Origin of the sequence: Streptacidiphilus sp. MAP5-3, assembly GCF_041262505.1 — a bacterium.
Lineage (GTDB): Bacteria > Actinomycetota > Actinomycetes > Streptomycetales > Streptomycetaceae > Streptacidiphilus.
Genome location: NZ_JBGCCL010000056.1, coordinates 1 through 15,183 on the forward strand (window position 1 = coordinate 1; position 15,183 = coordinate 15,183).

The 15,183-nt window shown below is 71.1% G+C and carries 14 protein-coding genes; 7 read left to right on the plus strand and 7 right to left on the minus strand.

What is annotated here, in order from left to right; genetic code table 11:
- The first annotated feature begins 270 nt into the window (after window positions 1-270).
- Window positions 271-1,641, plus strand: a complete 1,371-nt coding sequence (locus tag ABH928_RS36100; RefSeq protein WP_370072980.1) for a restriction endonuclease — start codon at window positions 271-273, stop codon at window positions 1,639-1,641.
- A 176-nt stretch (window positions 1,642-1,817) separates the two neighbouring features.
- The gene (locus tag ABH928_RS36105; protein ID WP_370072981.1) at window positions 1,818-2,267 is read left to right on the plus strand and encodes a DUF6278 family protein; all 450 of its coding nucleotides are present in this window, start codon (window positions 1,818-1,820) and stop codon (window positions 2,265-2,267) included.
- A gap of 88 nt (window positions 2,268-2,355) precedes the next feature.
- Here ABH928_RS36105 and ABH928_RS36110 read toward each other — a convergent pair whose 3' ends face one another.
- The 3 genes from ABH928_RS36110 to ABH928_RS36120 form a co-directional block, all read right to left on the minus strand.
- A complete protein-coding gene (locus ABH928_RS36110) occupies window positions 2,356-3,204 on the minus strand; it encodes a hypothetical protein (protein WP_370072982.1) in 849 nt (282 codons plus the stop codon).
- 683 nt (window positions 3,205-3,887) lie between these two features.
- Entirely contained in the window at window positions 3,888-4,901 is a 1,014-nt protein-coding gene (locus ABH928_RS36115) for a LysR family transcriptional regulator (protein WP_370072983.1), read from the minus strand.
- 111 nt (window positions 4,902-5,012) lie between these two features.
- Window positions 5,013-5,774, minus strand: coding sequence for a serine protease (locus ABH928_RS36120; protein WP_370072984.1), 762 nt, complete (start codon window positions 5,772-5,774; stop codon window positions 5,013-5,015).
- A gap of 172 nt (window positions 5,775-5,946) precedes the next feature.
- Here ABH928_RS36120 and ABH928_RS36125 point away from each other — a divergent pair, with 172 nt between their 5' ends.
- The gene (locus tag ABH928_RS36125; RefSeq protein ID WP_370072993.1) at window positions 5,947-7,008 is read left to right on the plus strand and encodes an EamA family transporter; all 1,062 of its coding nucleotides are present in this window, start codon (window positions 5,947-5,949) and stop codon (window positions 7,006-7,008) included.
- Here ABH928_RS36125 and ABH928_RS36130 read toward each other — a convergent pair.
- Window positions 6,899-7,408, minus strand: coding sequence for a MarR family winged helix-turn-helix transcriptional regulator (locus ABH928_RS36130; RefSeq protein WP_370072985.1), 510 nt, complete (start codon window positions 7,406-7,408; stop codon window positions 6,899-6,901). The genes ABH928_RS36125 and ABH928_RS36130 overlap by 110 nt on opposite strands.
- Before the next feature lie 145 nt (window positions 7,409-7,553).
- Here ABH928_RS36130 and ABH928_RS36135 point away from each other — a divergent pair, with 145 nt between their 5' ends.
- Entirely contained in the window at window positions 7,554-7,892 is a 339-nt protein-coding gene (locus ABH928_RS36135) for a DUF2218 domain-containing protein (RefSeq protein WP_370072986.1), read from the plus strand.
- Between the two features lie 27 nt (window positions 7,893-7,919).
- On the opposite strand, the gene ABH928_RS36140 is transcribed toward ABH928_RS36135, so the two are convergent.
- The 3 genes from ABH928_RS36140 to ABH928_RS36150 all read right to left on the minus strand — a co-directional run bounded on the left by ABH928_RS36140 (window position 7,920) and on the right by ABH928_RS36150 (window position 9,794).
- On the minus strand, window positions 7,920-8,384 hold the full coding sequence (locus tag ABH928_RS36140) for an N-acetyltransferase family protein (RefSeq protein ID WP_370072987.1): 465 nt from the start codon (window positions 8,382-8,384) through the stop codon (window positions 7,920-7,922).
- A 41-nt stretch (window positions 8,385-8,425) separates the two neighbouring features.
- Window positions 8,426-8,914: a glutathione peroxidase gene (locus ABH928_RS36145; RefSeq protein WP_370072988.1), complete on the minus strand. Its 489-nt coding sequence runs from the start codon at window positions 8,912-8,914 to the stop codon at window positions 8,426-8,428.
- Between the two features lie 109 nt (window positions 8,915-9,023).
- The gene (locus ABH928_RS36150; RefSeq protein WP_370072989.1) at window positions 9,024-9,794 is read right to left on the minus strand and encodes a VOC family protein; all 771 of its coding nucleotides are present in this window, start codon (window positions 9,792-9,794) and stop codon (window positions 9,024-9,026) included.
- Between the two features lie 217 nt (window positions 9,795-10,011).
- On the opposite strand from ABH928_RS36150, the gene ABH928_RS36155 reads away from it, so the two are divergent.
- The 3 genes from ABH928_RS36155 (at window position 10,012) to ABH928_RS36165 (ending at window position 15,026) form a co-directional block, all read left to right on the plus strand.
- Window positions 10,012-12,231, plus strand: coding sequence for an ATP-dependent RecD-like DNA helicase (locus ABH928_RS36155; protein WP_370072990.1), 2,220 nt, complete (start codon window positions 10,012-10,014; stop codon window positions 12,229-12,231).
- Window positions 12,232-12,386: 155 nt separating this feature from the next.
- On the plus strand, window positions 12,387-13,688 hold the full coding sequence (locus tag ABH928_RS36160; RefSeq protein ID WP_370072991.1) for a citrate synthase: 1,302 nt from the start codon (window positions 12,387-12,389) through the stop codon (window positions 13,686-13,688).
- Between the two features lie 618 nt (window positions 13,689-14,306).
- A complete protein-coding gene (locus ABH928_RS36165) occupies window positions 14,307-15,026 on the plus strand; it encodes an SDR family NAD(P)-dependent oxidoreductase (protein WP_370072992.1) in 720 nt (239 codons plus the stop codon).
- Window positions 15,027-15,183: the final 157 nt, after the last annotated feature.

A 15,183-nucleotide genomic window follows, 5' to 3' on the forward strand; every position in this document is an offset into this window, starting at 1 on the left:
CACCGCCAACCAGCCGGACCCGAAAGCCCCCTGGCAGAACTCGGTACACCACAGAACTCACGAGGCGACGAACAACCTCAAGACCAGATCACTAGCCGAGCGTCGCCGACGGGGTGCCGGTGCATCTGATGGTCGCGTTGTACAACCCCGACGAGTGACCGGACTGAGCCCCGGACGCGGGCGTTGCGACTGATTCAGCAGATGGACGGGCTTGCTGATGAGATGCTGGGCCAATCGCGGCGGGAGCGGCCCGGTGGAGGGGACCGAGAAGTGACGGGACGTCGGCGGGCGATGCTCGCGCAGCAGTACACCGAGGTGGCCGAGGACGCCGAGCGGCGACTGGACGAGTTGTTGGACCTGGCGGCCGAGCCGTCCCCGGCCGTCGACTTCGACGCCCTGCGCCGCGAGTACGTGCCCCGGCCGCTGCCGCCGACCGCCGTCTCCGAGCCTCCGCGTTGGACGGACTACGAGCCCGATCCCGGACAGGTCCCCGCGGGCCAGCCCGGGCGTGCCCTGCTCGACGCCACCTACCAGCAACGGCTGATGACCGCGCGGCTCGACCACCAGCGGGCGCTGCGCCAGTACCGGGAGCAGGAGCGTGAACTGCGCGACCGGGCCGAAGGGGTCCGGCGGGAGTACGAGCGCGAGGAGCAGGAGCGCGCCAACGCCGTGCGCGGCTACAACGAGCGCCTGGTGGACTACCGCCGCTCTTACGAGTTGGGCGAGCAGGTCGCCGTCGAGTCGGTGCTGGAACGCGCGTTGGCCGCGGCCGGCCGACTTCCCGGCCTCGACGTGCCCGCGCGGGTGGTCTACCGACCGTTGACCAGAACCGCCGTGGTCGACCTGCTGCTCCCCGGTGTCGGGGTGGTGCCCCCGGCACTCTCTTTCCGGGTGGCGTCCGACGACTCAGAGGGGGGCGTGGAGCCGATCCCGCGCCCGCGCGAGGAGTGCGTCGCGCGCTACTTGTTGCTGGTCGCGCGCGTCGTGCTGCGCGCCCTGGATGCGGTGCTGGCAGCCGACACCGAATCGCATCTGGACGGGGTGGTGCTGAACGGACGGGTCGTCACGGCCGAGGCGGGGGAGTCCACTCTGCTCACCCTGGACGCCCGGCGGCCCGACCTCTACGCGCGCACCCTGCTGCCTGGCTCCCACGAGGACGCGCTGGCGCGGGTGCGCGAGCTGCCGTGCCGACTGACCACGGACCCCTACGGGCCCGCGCCCGTCACGCCCTTCGCGGTGGGCGGCGCGACGGCTCCGGTGCCCGAGGAGCTGTCCCCGGGCGAGTTCGCGGGGCTGGCGGCCGAGTTGTTCGCGGCCATGGGTCTGCCGGACTGGGACGCCCGACTGGTTGGCCGCGACGGCCTGCTCGCGGTCGCCTACGGGGACGGCGGAGCCTTTCCGGACGACCCGCACATCGTCTGCGTCGCCCGCCGACCGGCGGTTGTGAGCGCCGAGGCGGTGCGCAACGTCGCCGAGGTCATGGAGGAGGAGTCGGCCGAGGCGGCGATCTGGGCGACCACCGGCAGCTTCGAACCGCAGGCGGTGCTGGCGGCGGCGGAACACCGGTCCCTTCGGCTGATCGACGGCGGCGAGCTGCGCGCTCTGATCCGCGAACACCTGGGCGTGGAGCTGGGCGGCTGACGGGCGCGGCTGACTTGCGGCGTTGTGCCGACGAACGATCCGGGACCGGCCGATCCGGGACCGGTGAATGCAGGACGGGCGAATACGGGAGAGGCAAGTCCGGGACGGGTGAATCTGCGGCGTTCCGACGCGCGGCGTGAGGTTGCCGGTCGGTGCTGGGGTGTCACTCTGGAGGCATGGGGATCCCCTTTCTGGACCGATGGCGTCCGCGTCGGGATGCGGCGGCGGCGAAGGCCGCCCGCTATCCCGACGGTGTCGGCGACCCCGCGACCCTGGCCGCGATGCTCGGCGAGTGCGCGCTGCTCCGGGCCCGCACCGAGGACGCGGGGCTGACGCTGGACGACACTCCCGAGTCGCTGTCCGCGCTGGATCTGCTGCCACCGGTCTGGCGCGAGTGGGAGGACCCGCAAGAAGTGGGCGAGTTCGCTCATGACGCCGGCCTCTACCTCGGCTCCGTGATCGTGGGCTCGATCGCGGGCGCGACGTGGGACCTGCTCGCGGACGGCCGCCCCTTCGTCCGCCTGGCGAGCGGACGCGAGTTGGACGTCGTCTCCATCGGCCGGGGCTGGGTGGCGGAGGGGACGCCCCCGCTCTGGCAGGTCTATTCGGAGGCGGACGAGCGCTGAACGCGCCACCCAAGCACGAACACTCATGCGCATCGCCCAGGCGCGCGTGGCCCACGTGCCGCGCCGCCCCTGAGTTGCAGACGCAGTGTCAGAGGAGCATGTCCACCAGGCAGCCGTACTGCGCGCCCTGGCCCGGATTGCGCAGCGCGATCGTCTGCTCGGTCCCCAGCGGGCAGGCGCTCGGAGCGGAGACCAGCAGCGTGATGCGGAACTGTGCGCGGTGCCCGTCGGCGTCGCCGAGGCAGGGGATCGCCTGCAGCACGTTCCCGCCGGCGTTGTAGAGGCAGTCGCCCGGCAACAGCCAGCCGCTCGCGCCACCACCCGGATCGCCGGGGTGCGGTCCCTGCAGCAGGCGGAGACAGGCGATGCCCGCGTCGACACCCCGCGGATGCGCCGCGTCGACCTTGGTCAGGCCGAGGACGAAGTCGGTGTCGGCCGGGCACGCGGTCGCCGAGGGAGAACTGGTCGCCGTCCCGGATGCGCTGACTGAGCTGCCGCTGTCGTCGCCGCGCGGCAGGCGGGCGATGACCCGGGCGTAGGCCGCCGACGAAGTGCAGGCGACCGGCGCGTAGTGATCGGCGCTCGAACCGACACAACTGCCGACCGGCAGTGTCTCCGTGGCCGAGCCGGAGGTACCGGCTGTGCCGGAGGTACCGGCCGGGGCCTGGGTCGCCTCGGCGCGCGTGTGCGCCGGTGCCGAAGGGCTCGCGCCAGTGGATGCCGAAGCGGTCGAGGTGGCCTGCGATCCGCCGCCGGGCGGGCTGGGCCGGCCGGGGACCACGGTCACGTCCACCATTCCGGGGCGCGCGTCGGAACGCTGCGCGGGGCCGCCGGCGCACGCGCTGAGGACCACCCCCAGCAGGAGGCCGAGCACCGGGACGACCAGCGCCAGTCGCCCGAGAACACCGAGGCGGCCGACGAACCCGAGCAAGTCCACGAACCCGAGTCGCGCGGCGCGACCGGGACGGTCGACGAACCCGAGACGGCGTACACCACCGAGGCGGCCCGCGGCACTCAGTGGGAGAACGGCGTCGAGCAGGCCCAGGATCCTCCGCACGCGTGCCCGTGCCCGCGGCAGTGTCCCGGCTCGGCTCCTCAGCCGGTGCTCCTGCCCCGACTCCGGTGCCTCCGCCGGATCTCCTGCTGCTCCTGCTGCCCCTGGCTCGTCTGGATTCCCTGGTTCCGGTTCCCTGGCAACGACATGCATCGACGCCCCCATCCCCCAACGCGGCGCTCGTTCCGGGCCAGAGTACGCAGCCCGCAATCGCCGGATAAGGGGGTGCGCGGGACGCTCGTTGTCGAGTTCGTCCCGCACTGGTCCGTCTGTTGCCTGCCGCCCTTCAGTCGGCTGGTGGCCTGTCGTCACCTGTACCTCTTCGCCCGCATCGTGGTGCTTTGTTGCCTTTTGCCTGTGTGCTGTCGTCCTGCTGCCTCATCACCTCGGGTCCGAGCCTCTCTGGTCCCACCCGTGCGGCGCAACGTGCGTGGTTCCGGCGCGCGGTCCGACTGGTCGTCAGTGAGGATGGAGGGCAGGGCGCCGAGGGTGGGCCCGAGAGGGCGGCGGCGACTGGGCAGGGCGCCGCCGCCCTCGGCCGTACCAGCTCCGGGGCCGTCGGCTCGTCATGATCGGCCGGCCCGTGAGCGGCGGTGTTCCGGTTCCTGAGCCTTGGCCGAACCGTGCCTGGGTGTGGATGTGGGCTTGGGTCCGGGTGAGCACTCCGGTTCGGGGGCGGCCGAGCGCTGAGGCCAGTGGCGCTGCAGGGCGGCGAGCGCCGCCGCGATCGCCGGACGACGAGTCGCATGCTCGCGCCAGAGCACGGAGACACGTCGGGTCGGCTCCGGCACGATCGGCCGGGCGACCACACCGGCGGGCAGTGGCGCCCGGCCGAGACGCGGCACCAGTCCGATGCAGAGGCCCGCGCGGATCAGCGCGATCTGGGTGTCGAACTCCGTCGCCTGGAACCGGGTGTCCGGATCCTCGCCCGCCTCGCGCAGCGTTTGGAGCAGCCAGTCGTGGCAGATGGTGCCGGGCGGGGTGTTGACCCACCGCTGGCCCTTCAACTCCTCCACCGTCAGCACCTCACGTGCGGCCAGCGGATGGTCGGCGGGCAGCACGGCGTCGACCGGATCCTCACCCAGGCGCCGACGGGAGACGCCTTCGGGCGTGGCCAGCGGCGTGTTGGGCCAGTCCTGCACCACCGCGAGGTCGACCTCGCCCCGCGCGACCAGCTCGGCCATCAGATAGGGGTCGCTCTCCAGGACCCGCAGCTCCAGCTCGGGATGCTCCGTGGAGAGGTCGGCCAGGGCCGTGGGCAGCAGACCCCGCGCGGCGGTGGCGAACGCGGCGAGGAAGAGCCGCCCGGTGACCTCGCCGCGGCGTGCCTCCAGGCCGACCTCCGCCTGCTCCACCAGCGCGAGCACCGCCTGCGCGGTCTGCGCCAGCTCCTGCGCGGCATCGGTGAGGACCACGCCACGTCCGCGCTTCTCCAGCAGCGGGGTCCTGGTCTCCCGCTCGAGCTTGCTGATCTGCTGTGAGATCGCCGAGGGCGTGTACCCGAGCGCGGCGGCGGCGCGGCCCACGGAGCCGTGCACGGCCACTGCGTGGAGGGCGCGCAGTCGTCCGAGATCCATCATGCGGGCAGCCTAGGGCCTGTCCGGCGGCTGCCGGCCGGGCGAGATGCCTGCCGGGGCTCAGTCAGGGCTCAGTCAGGGCTCGGTCAGGGACAGCAAGGACTCAGCCGGGGCTCAGCCGTGGGTCAGGGCGGCGCGGTAGACGGCGGCGATGGCGGGGCCGAAGTAGGCGGAGTACGAGACGTCGTCCGTGTCGCCGCCCTGCTGGAAGCCGCCGATGACGCCGGCGACCGCACCGCGGCTCCGGGCTGTGGAGTCGGTGCCGACGAGCATCGGGCCGCCGCTGGTGCCGCCGGGGAGGCCGGGGCAGTCGAACTCGAGCTGGTGTGCGCCGAAGCGCCGGAGCGTGGACATGCAGTAGACCGGACGGTCGCGCCTGCTCGGGTACCCGACGGTGACGGCGCGGGTGCCGGGGTGGGGGTTGAAGGAGAGTGCCTCGGAGCCGGTCAGGTCCGCGATCCGGTGCCGACCGATCGGACGGAGGATCAGGAACGCGACGTCGTCGTCCGGGTTGCCGTACCGGGTCCAGGCCGCGTCGGCGACGACGGTGGCCACCGACCAGGTGCCGTACGGGCGCCGGCCGTCGTGGTAGCCCGGAACGAAGGTGAGGCCGCCTCGGGCGTGTCCCGAGCCGGGGCCGATGACGCAGTGCGCGGCCGTGACCACGATGTCGCGGGTCGGGCTGTCGACCACCGAGCCGCTGCAGAAGTGGTGGTCGGGGCGTCCGGGGGAGGAGCCGAAGACGGCGCCGATCCGCGACGAGCCGCCGAAGGGCGTGGAGTCCGGCGCTCCGGCCGCGGCGTTCTGGCCGCCTTGGGGCCCCAGCAGAAGAAACGCCAGCAGGGCGCCGACGACAGTGAACGAACGGAGCGTCATGTCTTTGATGGTTTAGGTGATCTGACGCTGTCGCCACCGCTGCTGGTCATCCGGGTGACGGTCCGTCGGATTCGGGCGCGCTCGTCCAACCGTTCAGCAATGCTGAATCAAACGGTGAAGAACTCTTTGCTGGTGCTCAAGAGACCGTCCGCGTCATCCTCGCTGCATGAGCCTGAGCGCCCGCCATTGCGGACTCGCCGTCCTTGTCGCCGCCGTCTGGGGAGTCAACTTCGTCGCCATCGACGCCGGACTGGAGCACTGTCCGCCCCTGCTCTTCTCCGCGCTCCGTTTCGTCGTCGCCGCGGTGCCCGCCGTGTTCCTGGTCGGGCGGCCGGGGGTGCCGTGGCGCTGGGTGCTGGCGGGCGGACTGGTGCTCGGTGGCCTGCAGTTCGGCCTGCTCTTCGAGGGCATGCGCGCCGGCATGCCTGCGGGGCTGAGCTCTCTGGTGCTGCAGGGCCAGGCGGTCTTCACGGCCGGGTTCGCCGCTGTGTTGCTGCGGGAGCGGATCACCCGGCGGCGGTTCGCCGGGCTGGGGGTGGCGGTGGTCGGCATCGCGGTGGCGGCCGTCGACCAGGTGGAGCGCGGCGGTGCGGGGCCGCTCGGGGCGTTCGCGCTGGTCATCGGCGCAGCCGCGGCCTTCGGGCTGTCCAACGTCATCACCCGTAAGGCGGCCCCGCCGGATGCGCTGCGCTGGATGGTCTGGATCAGCGCGGTGCCGCCGCTACCGCTCGGCGTGCTCTCCCTGCTGACCGAGGGCGCCCACGCCGACCTGCGGGCCGTCGGGCATCTGGGCCTGACCGGCGTGGGTGCGCTGCTCTACGTCGCCTGGGGTGCCACGTTGGTCGGCTACGGCCTCTGGGGACATCTGTTGCGGCATCACGACGCCTCGGTGGTGGCGCCGTTCGCGTTGCTGGTCCCGGTGTTCGGGATGTCGTCGGCGTGGCTGCTGCGCGGTGAGGCGATAACGCCGCTGGCAGCGGTCGCCGCTGTCCTGGTGATCGCCGGGGTCGCGCTCGCCTCGTTCGGCGGACGCCGGGTCGCGAGGAACGGGGATGTGGCGCTCGCGCAGGTGACGTTGGGCGGGCAGGCGACGGTCGGGGGTACGGCTGTCAGGGACAGGCCCATCAGGGATGCGGATGGGCGTGGGGACCGTGGTGGTGCGGATGAGCCAGCTCGTACGACTCCTCGGCCACTCGGAGCAGCTGCAGCAGGGACACCCGGTCCGCGGCGCTGACCGGACCGAAGAACTCCTCGGCGACCTCGCGGCGGACGGCCGCGATCTGCGCCACCGCGGCGTCGCCGGACTCGGTCAGCTTGAGCAGGGTGGCCCGGCGGTCGTCCGGGTCGGGGGAGCGCGTGACCAGGCCGGCCGCCTCCAGTGCGTCCACCACAGTGGTGGCGGAGCGGGGCGCGATCCGCAGGCGCTCGGCGAGCTGGTTGAGCCGGATTCCCTGCCCGTCGCCCCAGGCGAGGGTGTCCAGCGCCCGTCCCTGCGACGGCGTCAGGCCGTGCGGTGCCAGGCGGTGGAAGGTGGCCCGGCGCATCCGCTTGCTGGCGCGCATCATCGCATCGGCCAACTCGACCTCGGTGGGGATCGGCTCGGGTGCGGATGCGGACGGGGTGGCGGCGGTCACGGAAGGGCTCCTGCGTAGGGGGAGGCCAGGATATCGACTGTGCGGGGTCCGCTTGCGGGCCGAGCGGTCAGGGAAACAAATAGAGAGCTAGACTCATTATGCGTTAGGCTCGCCTAATAGTGAAGGCTTCTCTCTGGAGGGTTCCATGCCTCGTTCCCAAGCACGCGTGGCCACCGACCGCCCGCATCGCTACGCCAAACAGCTCGCCGCACATCTCGGCCGCAAGATCGAGACGAACTGGGACGAGGAGACCGGCCTCGGCTCCCTCGCCTTCGGTTTCGGCACCGCGACCATGACGGCCACGCCCGACGCCCTGCTTTTGGCGGTGGAGGGCGACGCCGAGCACCTCGACCGGCTGGAGGGTGTCGTCGGACGGCACCTGGTCCGGTTCGGCACCAAGGACGAGCTGCTGGTGCAGTGGCAGCGAGGAGACGGCACTCCCGGCACCGTCCAGCGCAACGAGGAGGACGACGCGGCGTCCTGACCTGATTGCCCGCCCCGGGCCGCTCGCTCAGTCGGCTTGTTCCAAGGGCAACTTGAACCCCACATGCGAGCCCACGAAGCCGAGCCGCTCGTAGAAGCGGTGCGCGTCCTGGCGCGTGTTGTCGCTGGTCAGCTGGACCAGTGCAGCGCCGAGGCGACGCGACTCGGCGATGGCGTGCTCCATCAGCGCCGTGCCCAGGCCGCTGCCGCGCTGGTCGCCGCGGACCCGGACCGCCTCGATGATCGTCCGGGTGGCGCCCTTGCGCGACAGCCCCGGGATCACGGACAACTGCAACGTGCCGACGACCTCACCGTTCCGCACCGCGACGATCAGATGCTGGTTCGGGTCTGCTGCGACGCGCTCGAAAGCAGCGTGATAGGGCGTCAGATCGTCCGGGCTCTCCCGTCCGCTGCCGAGCGAGTCCGCGGCTAGCATGGCCAGGATCGCTGGCAGGTCGTCCCGAGTGGTCCGCCGGAAGGTGAGGTCGGTCATGATCGACACACTACCGGCGGACGTGGGCGGCGAGGAGGGTGTCAGGCCGGCAGCTGCGCCTCGATGGCCGCCACCAGCTCCGATGCCTCCGGCTCGGTGCGCGGGCGGAAGCGGCCCACGATCTCGCCCTTGGGCGAGAGCAGGAACTTCTCGAAGTTCCAGGTGATGTCGCCGGCCTCGCCCGCGGCGTCCGGCGTCGCCGTCAGCTCGGTGTAGAGCGGGTGGCGTGCGGGGCCGTTGACGTCGGTCTTCTCCAGCAGCGGGAAGGAGACGCCGTAGGAGGTCGAGCAGAAGGTCTGGATCTCCTCGGCGGAGCCGGGCTCCTGGCCGCCGAACTGATTGCACGGCACACCCAGCACCGTGAAGCCCCGCTCCGCGTACTGCTGCTGCAACCGCTCCAGGCCTGAGTACTGCGGCGTCAGACCGCACTTGGAGGCGACGTTCACCAGCAGCACGGCCTTGCCCTCGTAGGCGGCCAGGCTGGTCGGCTCCCCGCCGAGGGTGTGCAGCGGCATGTCGTACAGGCTCATCAAGATCCTCCGGTGGGACGCGGTCGAGACTCCTTCGCAGTGCCTCAACCGCGTTCCGTGTCGGATTCTTCCCGGCCTGGACTGTCGGATCCGCCTGCCCGAACGGACGTCAGCTCGGGGTGTCGCCCTTGATGATGGAGAAGACCGCGCCGTGCGGGTCCGCGCAGGCGGCCATCCGGCCGACGCCGGGCAGGGTGTCCGGGCCGTGCAGTACCCGGCCGCCGAGCTCGGCGACCTTGGCGGCGGTGGCGTCCGCGTCGGCGATCTCGAAGTAGGGCACCCAGTAGGTGACCGTCTCGCCCGGCATGTGGCCCATCACGCCGCCGAACGAGGTCTCCTCGCTGCCCATGGAGGCGACGGTGTAGGTGAAGCCGCCCATGTCCTGGTCGGCCAGGCTCCAGCCGAGGACGTTGCGGTAGAAGGTCTTCGCGGCTGCCGCGTCGGCGGTGTGCAGCTCCGTCCAGGAGAGCGAGACCGGGACGTTGACGACGTCGAAGCCCTTGGTCTGCAGCGGCTGCCAGACGGCGAACCGGGCCCCCTGTCCGTCGGAGAACTGGGCCATCCGGCCGAAGGACATGACGTCCGAGGCCGGGACGCGGACCGTGCCGCCGGCCTGCTCGACGGACTTGGCGGTGGCCTCGGCGTCGTCGGTGCCGAAGTAGACGGTCCAGGCGGAGCTCGCGCCGGCTTCCATCAGTGGGCCGAAGCCGCCGACGCGCTTGCCGTCGTTGCTGAAGAACCCGTAGCCGCCGGTGTCCGGGCCGGCGCCCTCCGTCGTCCAGCCGAAGAGGGAGGTGTAGAAGGCCGCGGTGTCCGCGGTGTCCGGGGTGCCGAGGTCGATCCAGCGAGGTGTGCCCGGGGTGTAGTCGGTGCTCAGCATGCTGTGCTCCTCAGAGGAGGTGGGCTCCAGGGAGGGGACCCTGGTGTGTGGGAGCCCTTGGCTTGTGGGCCGCTTCACAGTCTTCCGCGCACCACTGACAAAAACGGGGCGCCGGGAGCGCAATGCCGTAAAGAAATTTATTCGGTCGTTTTCGATCACGATCGAACAGAACAGCGGGCCGCCCGAGCTGTCACACCCACCCGCTACGGTGCTGCCCATGAACCAACTGGCGGTCGTCGAGGGGGTGCTGGAACGCGTCACCTTCGCCAGCGAGGAGACCGGCTGGACGGTTGCGCGCGTCGACACCGGCCGCGGCGGGGGCGAGCTGCTCACCGTCGTCGGCGCGCTGCTGGGTGCCCAGCCGGGGGAGAGCCTCCGGATGCACGGCCGTTGGGGCAGCCACCCCCAGTACGGCAAGCAGTTCACCGTCGAGAACTACACGACCGTCCTGCCCGCCACCGTCCAGGGCATCCGGCGCTACCTGGGCTCGGGGCTGATCAAGGGCATCGGCCCCCGGCTGGCCGAGCGGATCGTCGACCACTTCGGCGTCGAGACGCTCGAGGTCATCGAGACGGAGCCGGCCCGGCTGATCGAGGTGCCCAAGCTCGGGCCCAAGCGCACCAAGCTGATCGCCGCCGCCTGGGAGGAGCAGAAGGCGATCAAGGAGGTGATGGTCTTCCTCCAGGGGGTGGGCGTCTCCACCTCCCTCGCGGTCCGGATCTACAAGAACTACGGCGACTCCGCGATCTCCGTGGTCAAGAACGAGCCCTATCGTCTGGCAGCCGACGTCTGGGGCATCGGCTTCCTGACCGCCGACCGGATCGCCCAGGCGGTGGGCATCCCCAAGGACAGTCCGCAGCGCGTCAAGGCGGGCCTCCAGTACGCCCTGTCGCAGTCCTCCGACCAGGGCCACTGCTACCTCCCCGAGGAGCAGTTGATCTCCGACGCGGTCAAGCTGCTCGCCGTCGACACCGGCCTGGTCATCGAGTGCCTGGCCGAGCTGGTGGCGGAGGAGGGCGTGGTCCGCGAGCAGGTCCCTGGCGAGGAGCAGGACGAGACCGGGCATGCCGTGCCGGTCAGCGCCGTCTACCTGGTGCCGTTCCACCGTGCCGAGGTCTCCCTGGCCGCCCAGCTGGGCCGGCTGTTGCGTGCCCCCGAGGACCGGCTGGCCGCTTTCGCCGACGTGGACTGGGAGCGTGCCCTCGCCTGGCTGCGCACGCAGACCGGAGCCGATCTCGCGCCGGAGCAGGAGCAGGCGGTCAGGTTGGCGCTCACGGAGAAGGTCGCCGTGCTCACGGGCGGTCCAGGCTGCGGCAAGTCCTTCACCGTCCGGTCGATCGTCACGCTGGCACTGGCCCGCAAGGCCAAGGTGGTGCTCGCGGCGCCCACGGGTCGCGCGGCCAAGCGGCTTGCCGAGCTGACCGGTGGTGAGGCCGCCACAGTCCATCGGCTGCTGGAGCTGAAGCCGGGCGGAGACGCGGCCTACGACCGCGACCGCCCGCTCGACGCCGACCTGGTCGTCGTCGACGAGGCCTCGATGCTCGACCTGTTGCTGGCCAACAAACTGGCCAAGGCCGTCCCGCCCGGGGCCCACCTGCTGCTGGTCGGCGACGTCGACCAGCTGCCGTCCGTCGGCGCCGGGGAGGTGCTGCGGGACCTGCTCGCCCCGGGCAGCCCCGTCCCGGCCGTCCGGCTCAACCAGATCTTCCGGCAGGCCCAGCAGTCGGGCGTGGTCACCAACGCACACCGGATCAACGAGGGCGTCCCGCCGATCACCACCGGCCTGGCGGACTTCTTCCTCTTCGTCGAGGAGGACACCGAGCACACCGCCGACCTGACGGTCGATGTGGTCGCCCGCCGGATTCCGGCCAAGTTCGGGCTGGACCCGACCCGCGACGTCCAGGTGCTGGCCCCGATGCACCGCGGTCCGGCGGGTGCGGGCAACCTGAACACCCTCCTCCAGGGGGCTGTCACCCCCGCCCGCCCGGACCGGCCGGAGCGCCGCTTCGGCGGGCGCACCTTCCGGGTCGGCGACAAGGTCACCCAGATCCGGAACAACTACGACAAGGGCCGGAACGGCGTCTTCAACGGCACGGTGGGCGTCGTCACGGCGCTCAGCGTGGAGGACCAGCAGCTCACCGTCCGCACCGACGAGGACGAGGACGTCGACTACGACTTCGACGAGCTCGACGAACTCGCCCATGCCTACGCCGTGACCATCCACCGTTCGCAGGGCAGTGAGTACCCCTGCGTTGTGATCCCCCTCACGACCAGCGCCTGGATGATGCTCCAGCGCAACCTCCTCTACACGGCCGTCACCCGGGCCAGGAAGCTGGTGGTACTGGTCGGATCCCGCCGCGCGCTCGGCCAGGCCGTTCGTGCGGTTTCCGCAGGTCGCCGACACACGGCATTGGACCATAGGCTGACTCGGGGGTAGGTTCCGCTGTCAGAACTTGAAAGCGAATGGCCCTTTTCTTTGTGACCTTCGGCTCTTTTGGGCCACCCCGCCTGCACAGGTGTAACCCGCCTGGGGGAAGGTAGGAGGGAGTCAGGGCACCCCTTGAACCCTTGAACAGGGTCATTCCGCTGGTGATGAGGGAAGACGTGAGCGACAACTCTGTAGTACTCCGCTACCAGGGCGGCGAGTACGAGTACCCGGTGGTCGACGCCACCGTTGGTAACGCCGGCTTCGACATCTCGAAGCTGCTCGGCCAGACCGGCCTGACCACGCTGGACAACGGCTTCGGTAACACCGCCGCCTGCAAGTCCGCGATCACCTACATCGACGGCGACCAGGGCATCCTTCGCTACCGTGGCTACCCGATCGAGCAGATCGCCGAGCGCGGATCGTTCCTGGAGACGGCCTACCTGCTGATCAACGGAGAGCTGCCGAACGCGGAGCAGTTGCGGGTCTTCGAGCACGACATCAACCAGCACACGCTGCTGCACGAGGATGTCAAGCGCTTCTTCCAGGGCTTCCCCCGCGACGCCCACCCGATGGCGATGCTGTCGTCCGTGGTCGGCGCGCTGTCCACGTTCTACCAGGACAGCCACAACCCGTTCGACCCCGAGCAGCGCTACGTCTCCGCGGTGCGGCTGCTGGCCAAGCTGCCGACCATAGCTGCCTACGCCTTCAAGAAGGCCCAGGGACACCCGTTCGTCTACCCGCGGAACGACCTCGGCTACGTCGAGAACTTCCTGCGGATGACCTTCGCCGTCCCGGCCGAGGACTACGAGCTCAACCCGGTCGTGGTCAACGCGCTCGAGAAGCTGCTGATCCTGCACGCGGACCACGAGCAGAACTGCTCCACCTCCACCGTGCGCCTGGTCGGCTCCTCGCACGCCAACCTCTTCGCCTCGATCTCGGCCGGCATCAACGCCCTGTGGGGTCCCCTCCACGGTGGCGCCAACCAGGCCGTGCTGGAGATGCTCGAGGGCATCAAGCGCGACGGCGGCGACGTGGACGCCTTCATCCGCAAGGTGAAGAACCGCGAGGACGGCGTCCGCCTGATGGGCTTCGGACACCGCGTCTACAAGAGCTTCGACCCGCGTGCGCAGATCATCAAGGCCGCGGCCCACGATGTCCTGGCCCAGCTGGGCAAGGCCGACGAGCTGCTGGACATCGCGCTCAAGCTGGAGCAGCACGCGCTGACGGACGACTACTTCGTCTCGCGCAAGCTCTACCCGAACGTGGACTTCTACACCGGCCTGATCTACCGGGCCATGGGCTTCCCGACCAGCATGTTCACCGTGCTGTTCGCGCTGGGCCGCCTGCCCGGCTGGATCGCCCACTGGCAGGAGATGATCACCGACCCCGCGAACAAGATCGGCCGTCCGCGCCAGATCTACACCGGTGAGGTCATCCGGGACTACGTCCCGATCGACGCGCGCTGAGCGCATTCGCGCAGTACTAACGGAGCGGGTCCGCACAGCCTCGGAACGGGGCGTGCGGGCCCGCTCCCGTGTTGTGTGGACGGTGTTGTGCGGACCCGGTTCTGCGGACGTGCGCGGAGGACGTGCGCGGAGGACGTCGGGCGTGCGCGCACGGCGGGGCGCGGGGGAGGCCGCTCAACCACCCTGATCACGCCCGCGCCGTGCGCTTTCGGCCGCCCAGCGACGGCGGCCGGGCGCCGGGATCCGCCGGAACCCCGGCTCACGAGTTCTAACACAAAGTTGGCCTCGCGAAGTTACGGTCCGGCCATGTGATACCCCTCTCACGGTGATCCTTCGAGGCGTCATATGCCAGGCGCGCTTGGTCCGAGGGGGCGGGTCGGGGCGACCCGGTGCGAAGGGGACGAATGGCAGCGTGGTAGGAATCACGTGAATCCGCACGGTGTTCTGAGCGACCGGTTGGGGGCCGTGTCGGCCCCTCACAGCTTCTCGATGACTCGCAGAAACCACGCGGCAACCACGCAGCACATACGCGGCAAACAGGCGGCAACGATGCAGCGGCCTCGCAGCGGGCTCCGGGATTCCCGGAGCCGCGAGGTCAGGAAGACAGGGGGCGCCCGGATGGGCAGAAACGTCGTCGTCACCGGTGGCGGGACGGGGATCGGGCTCTCGGTGGCCCGTCGGTTCGCCGAGGCCGGGGACCAGGTCACCATCGTCGGCCGTCGGCAGGGCGTCCTCGTCGAGGCGGCCGAGCTCCTCGGCCCTTCGGTCCGCCCGCTCGCCTGTGACCTCGCCGACGCCGGGGCGGTGGAGTCGCTCTTGGGCGAACTGCCGGACCGGATAGACGTGTTGGTCAACAACGCGGGCAGCAGGGAGTCCCGGGCCGGAGCGGGTCCGCACGCGGTCCTGGCCCGCTGGCGTGGCGACTTCGAGCGCAATGTGCTGACCGCGGTTCTGCTCACCGAGTCGGTCCGGGACCGGCTGGCGCAGGGCGGCGGACGGGTGGTGACGATCAGTTCGATCGCGGCGGTCCGCGGGGCCGGCTCCTACGGTGCGTCCAAGGCCGCGCTGCACGCCTGGAACCACTTCCTGGCCGCACAGTTGGGCCCGTCCGGGATCACCGCGAACGTGGTCGCACCGGGCACGGTGGCGGGCACGGAGTTCTTCGGCGACCGCCTCAACGAGGTGGAACTCGTCCGCCGCGCGAGCCGGACGCTCGTGGGCCGCGTGGGGGAGCCGGAGGACGTCGCGGCTGCGGTCTTCTTCCTGGCGAGCGCGGAGGCGGGCTACATCACCGGCGAGATCCTGCACTGCAACGGCGGCGAGCTGTTGGGCAGATGAGACGTTGCAAACGTCAGGGGCGCGGGGGGGGGGGGGGGGTGGGCGGGGCCCCCCCCCCCCCCCCGGGGGCCCCCCCCCCCCCCGCGCCCCGAAACAGCACCCCCCGAGCCCCCCCCGGCGGCGACCCCCGCCGCGCGGCCCCCGGGTGGGCGGGGCC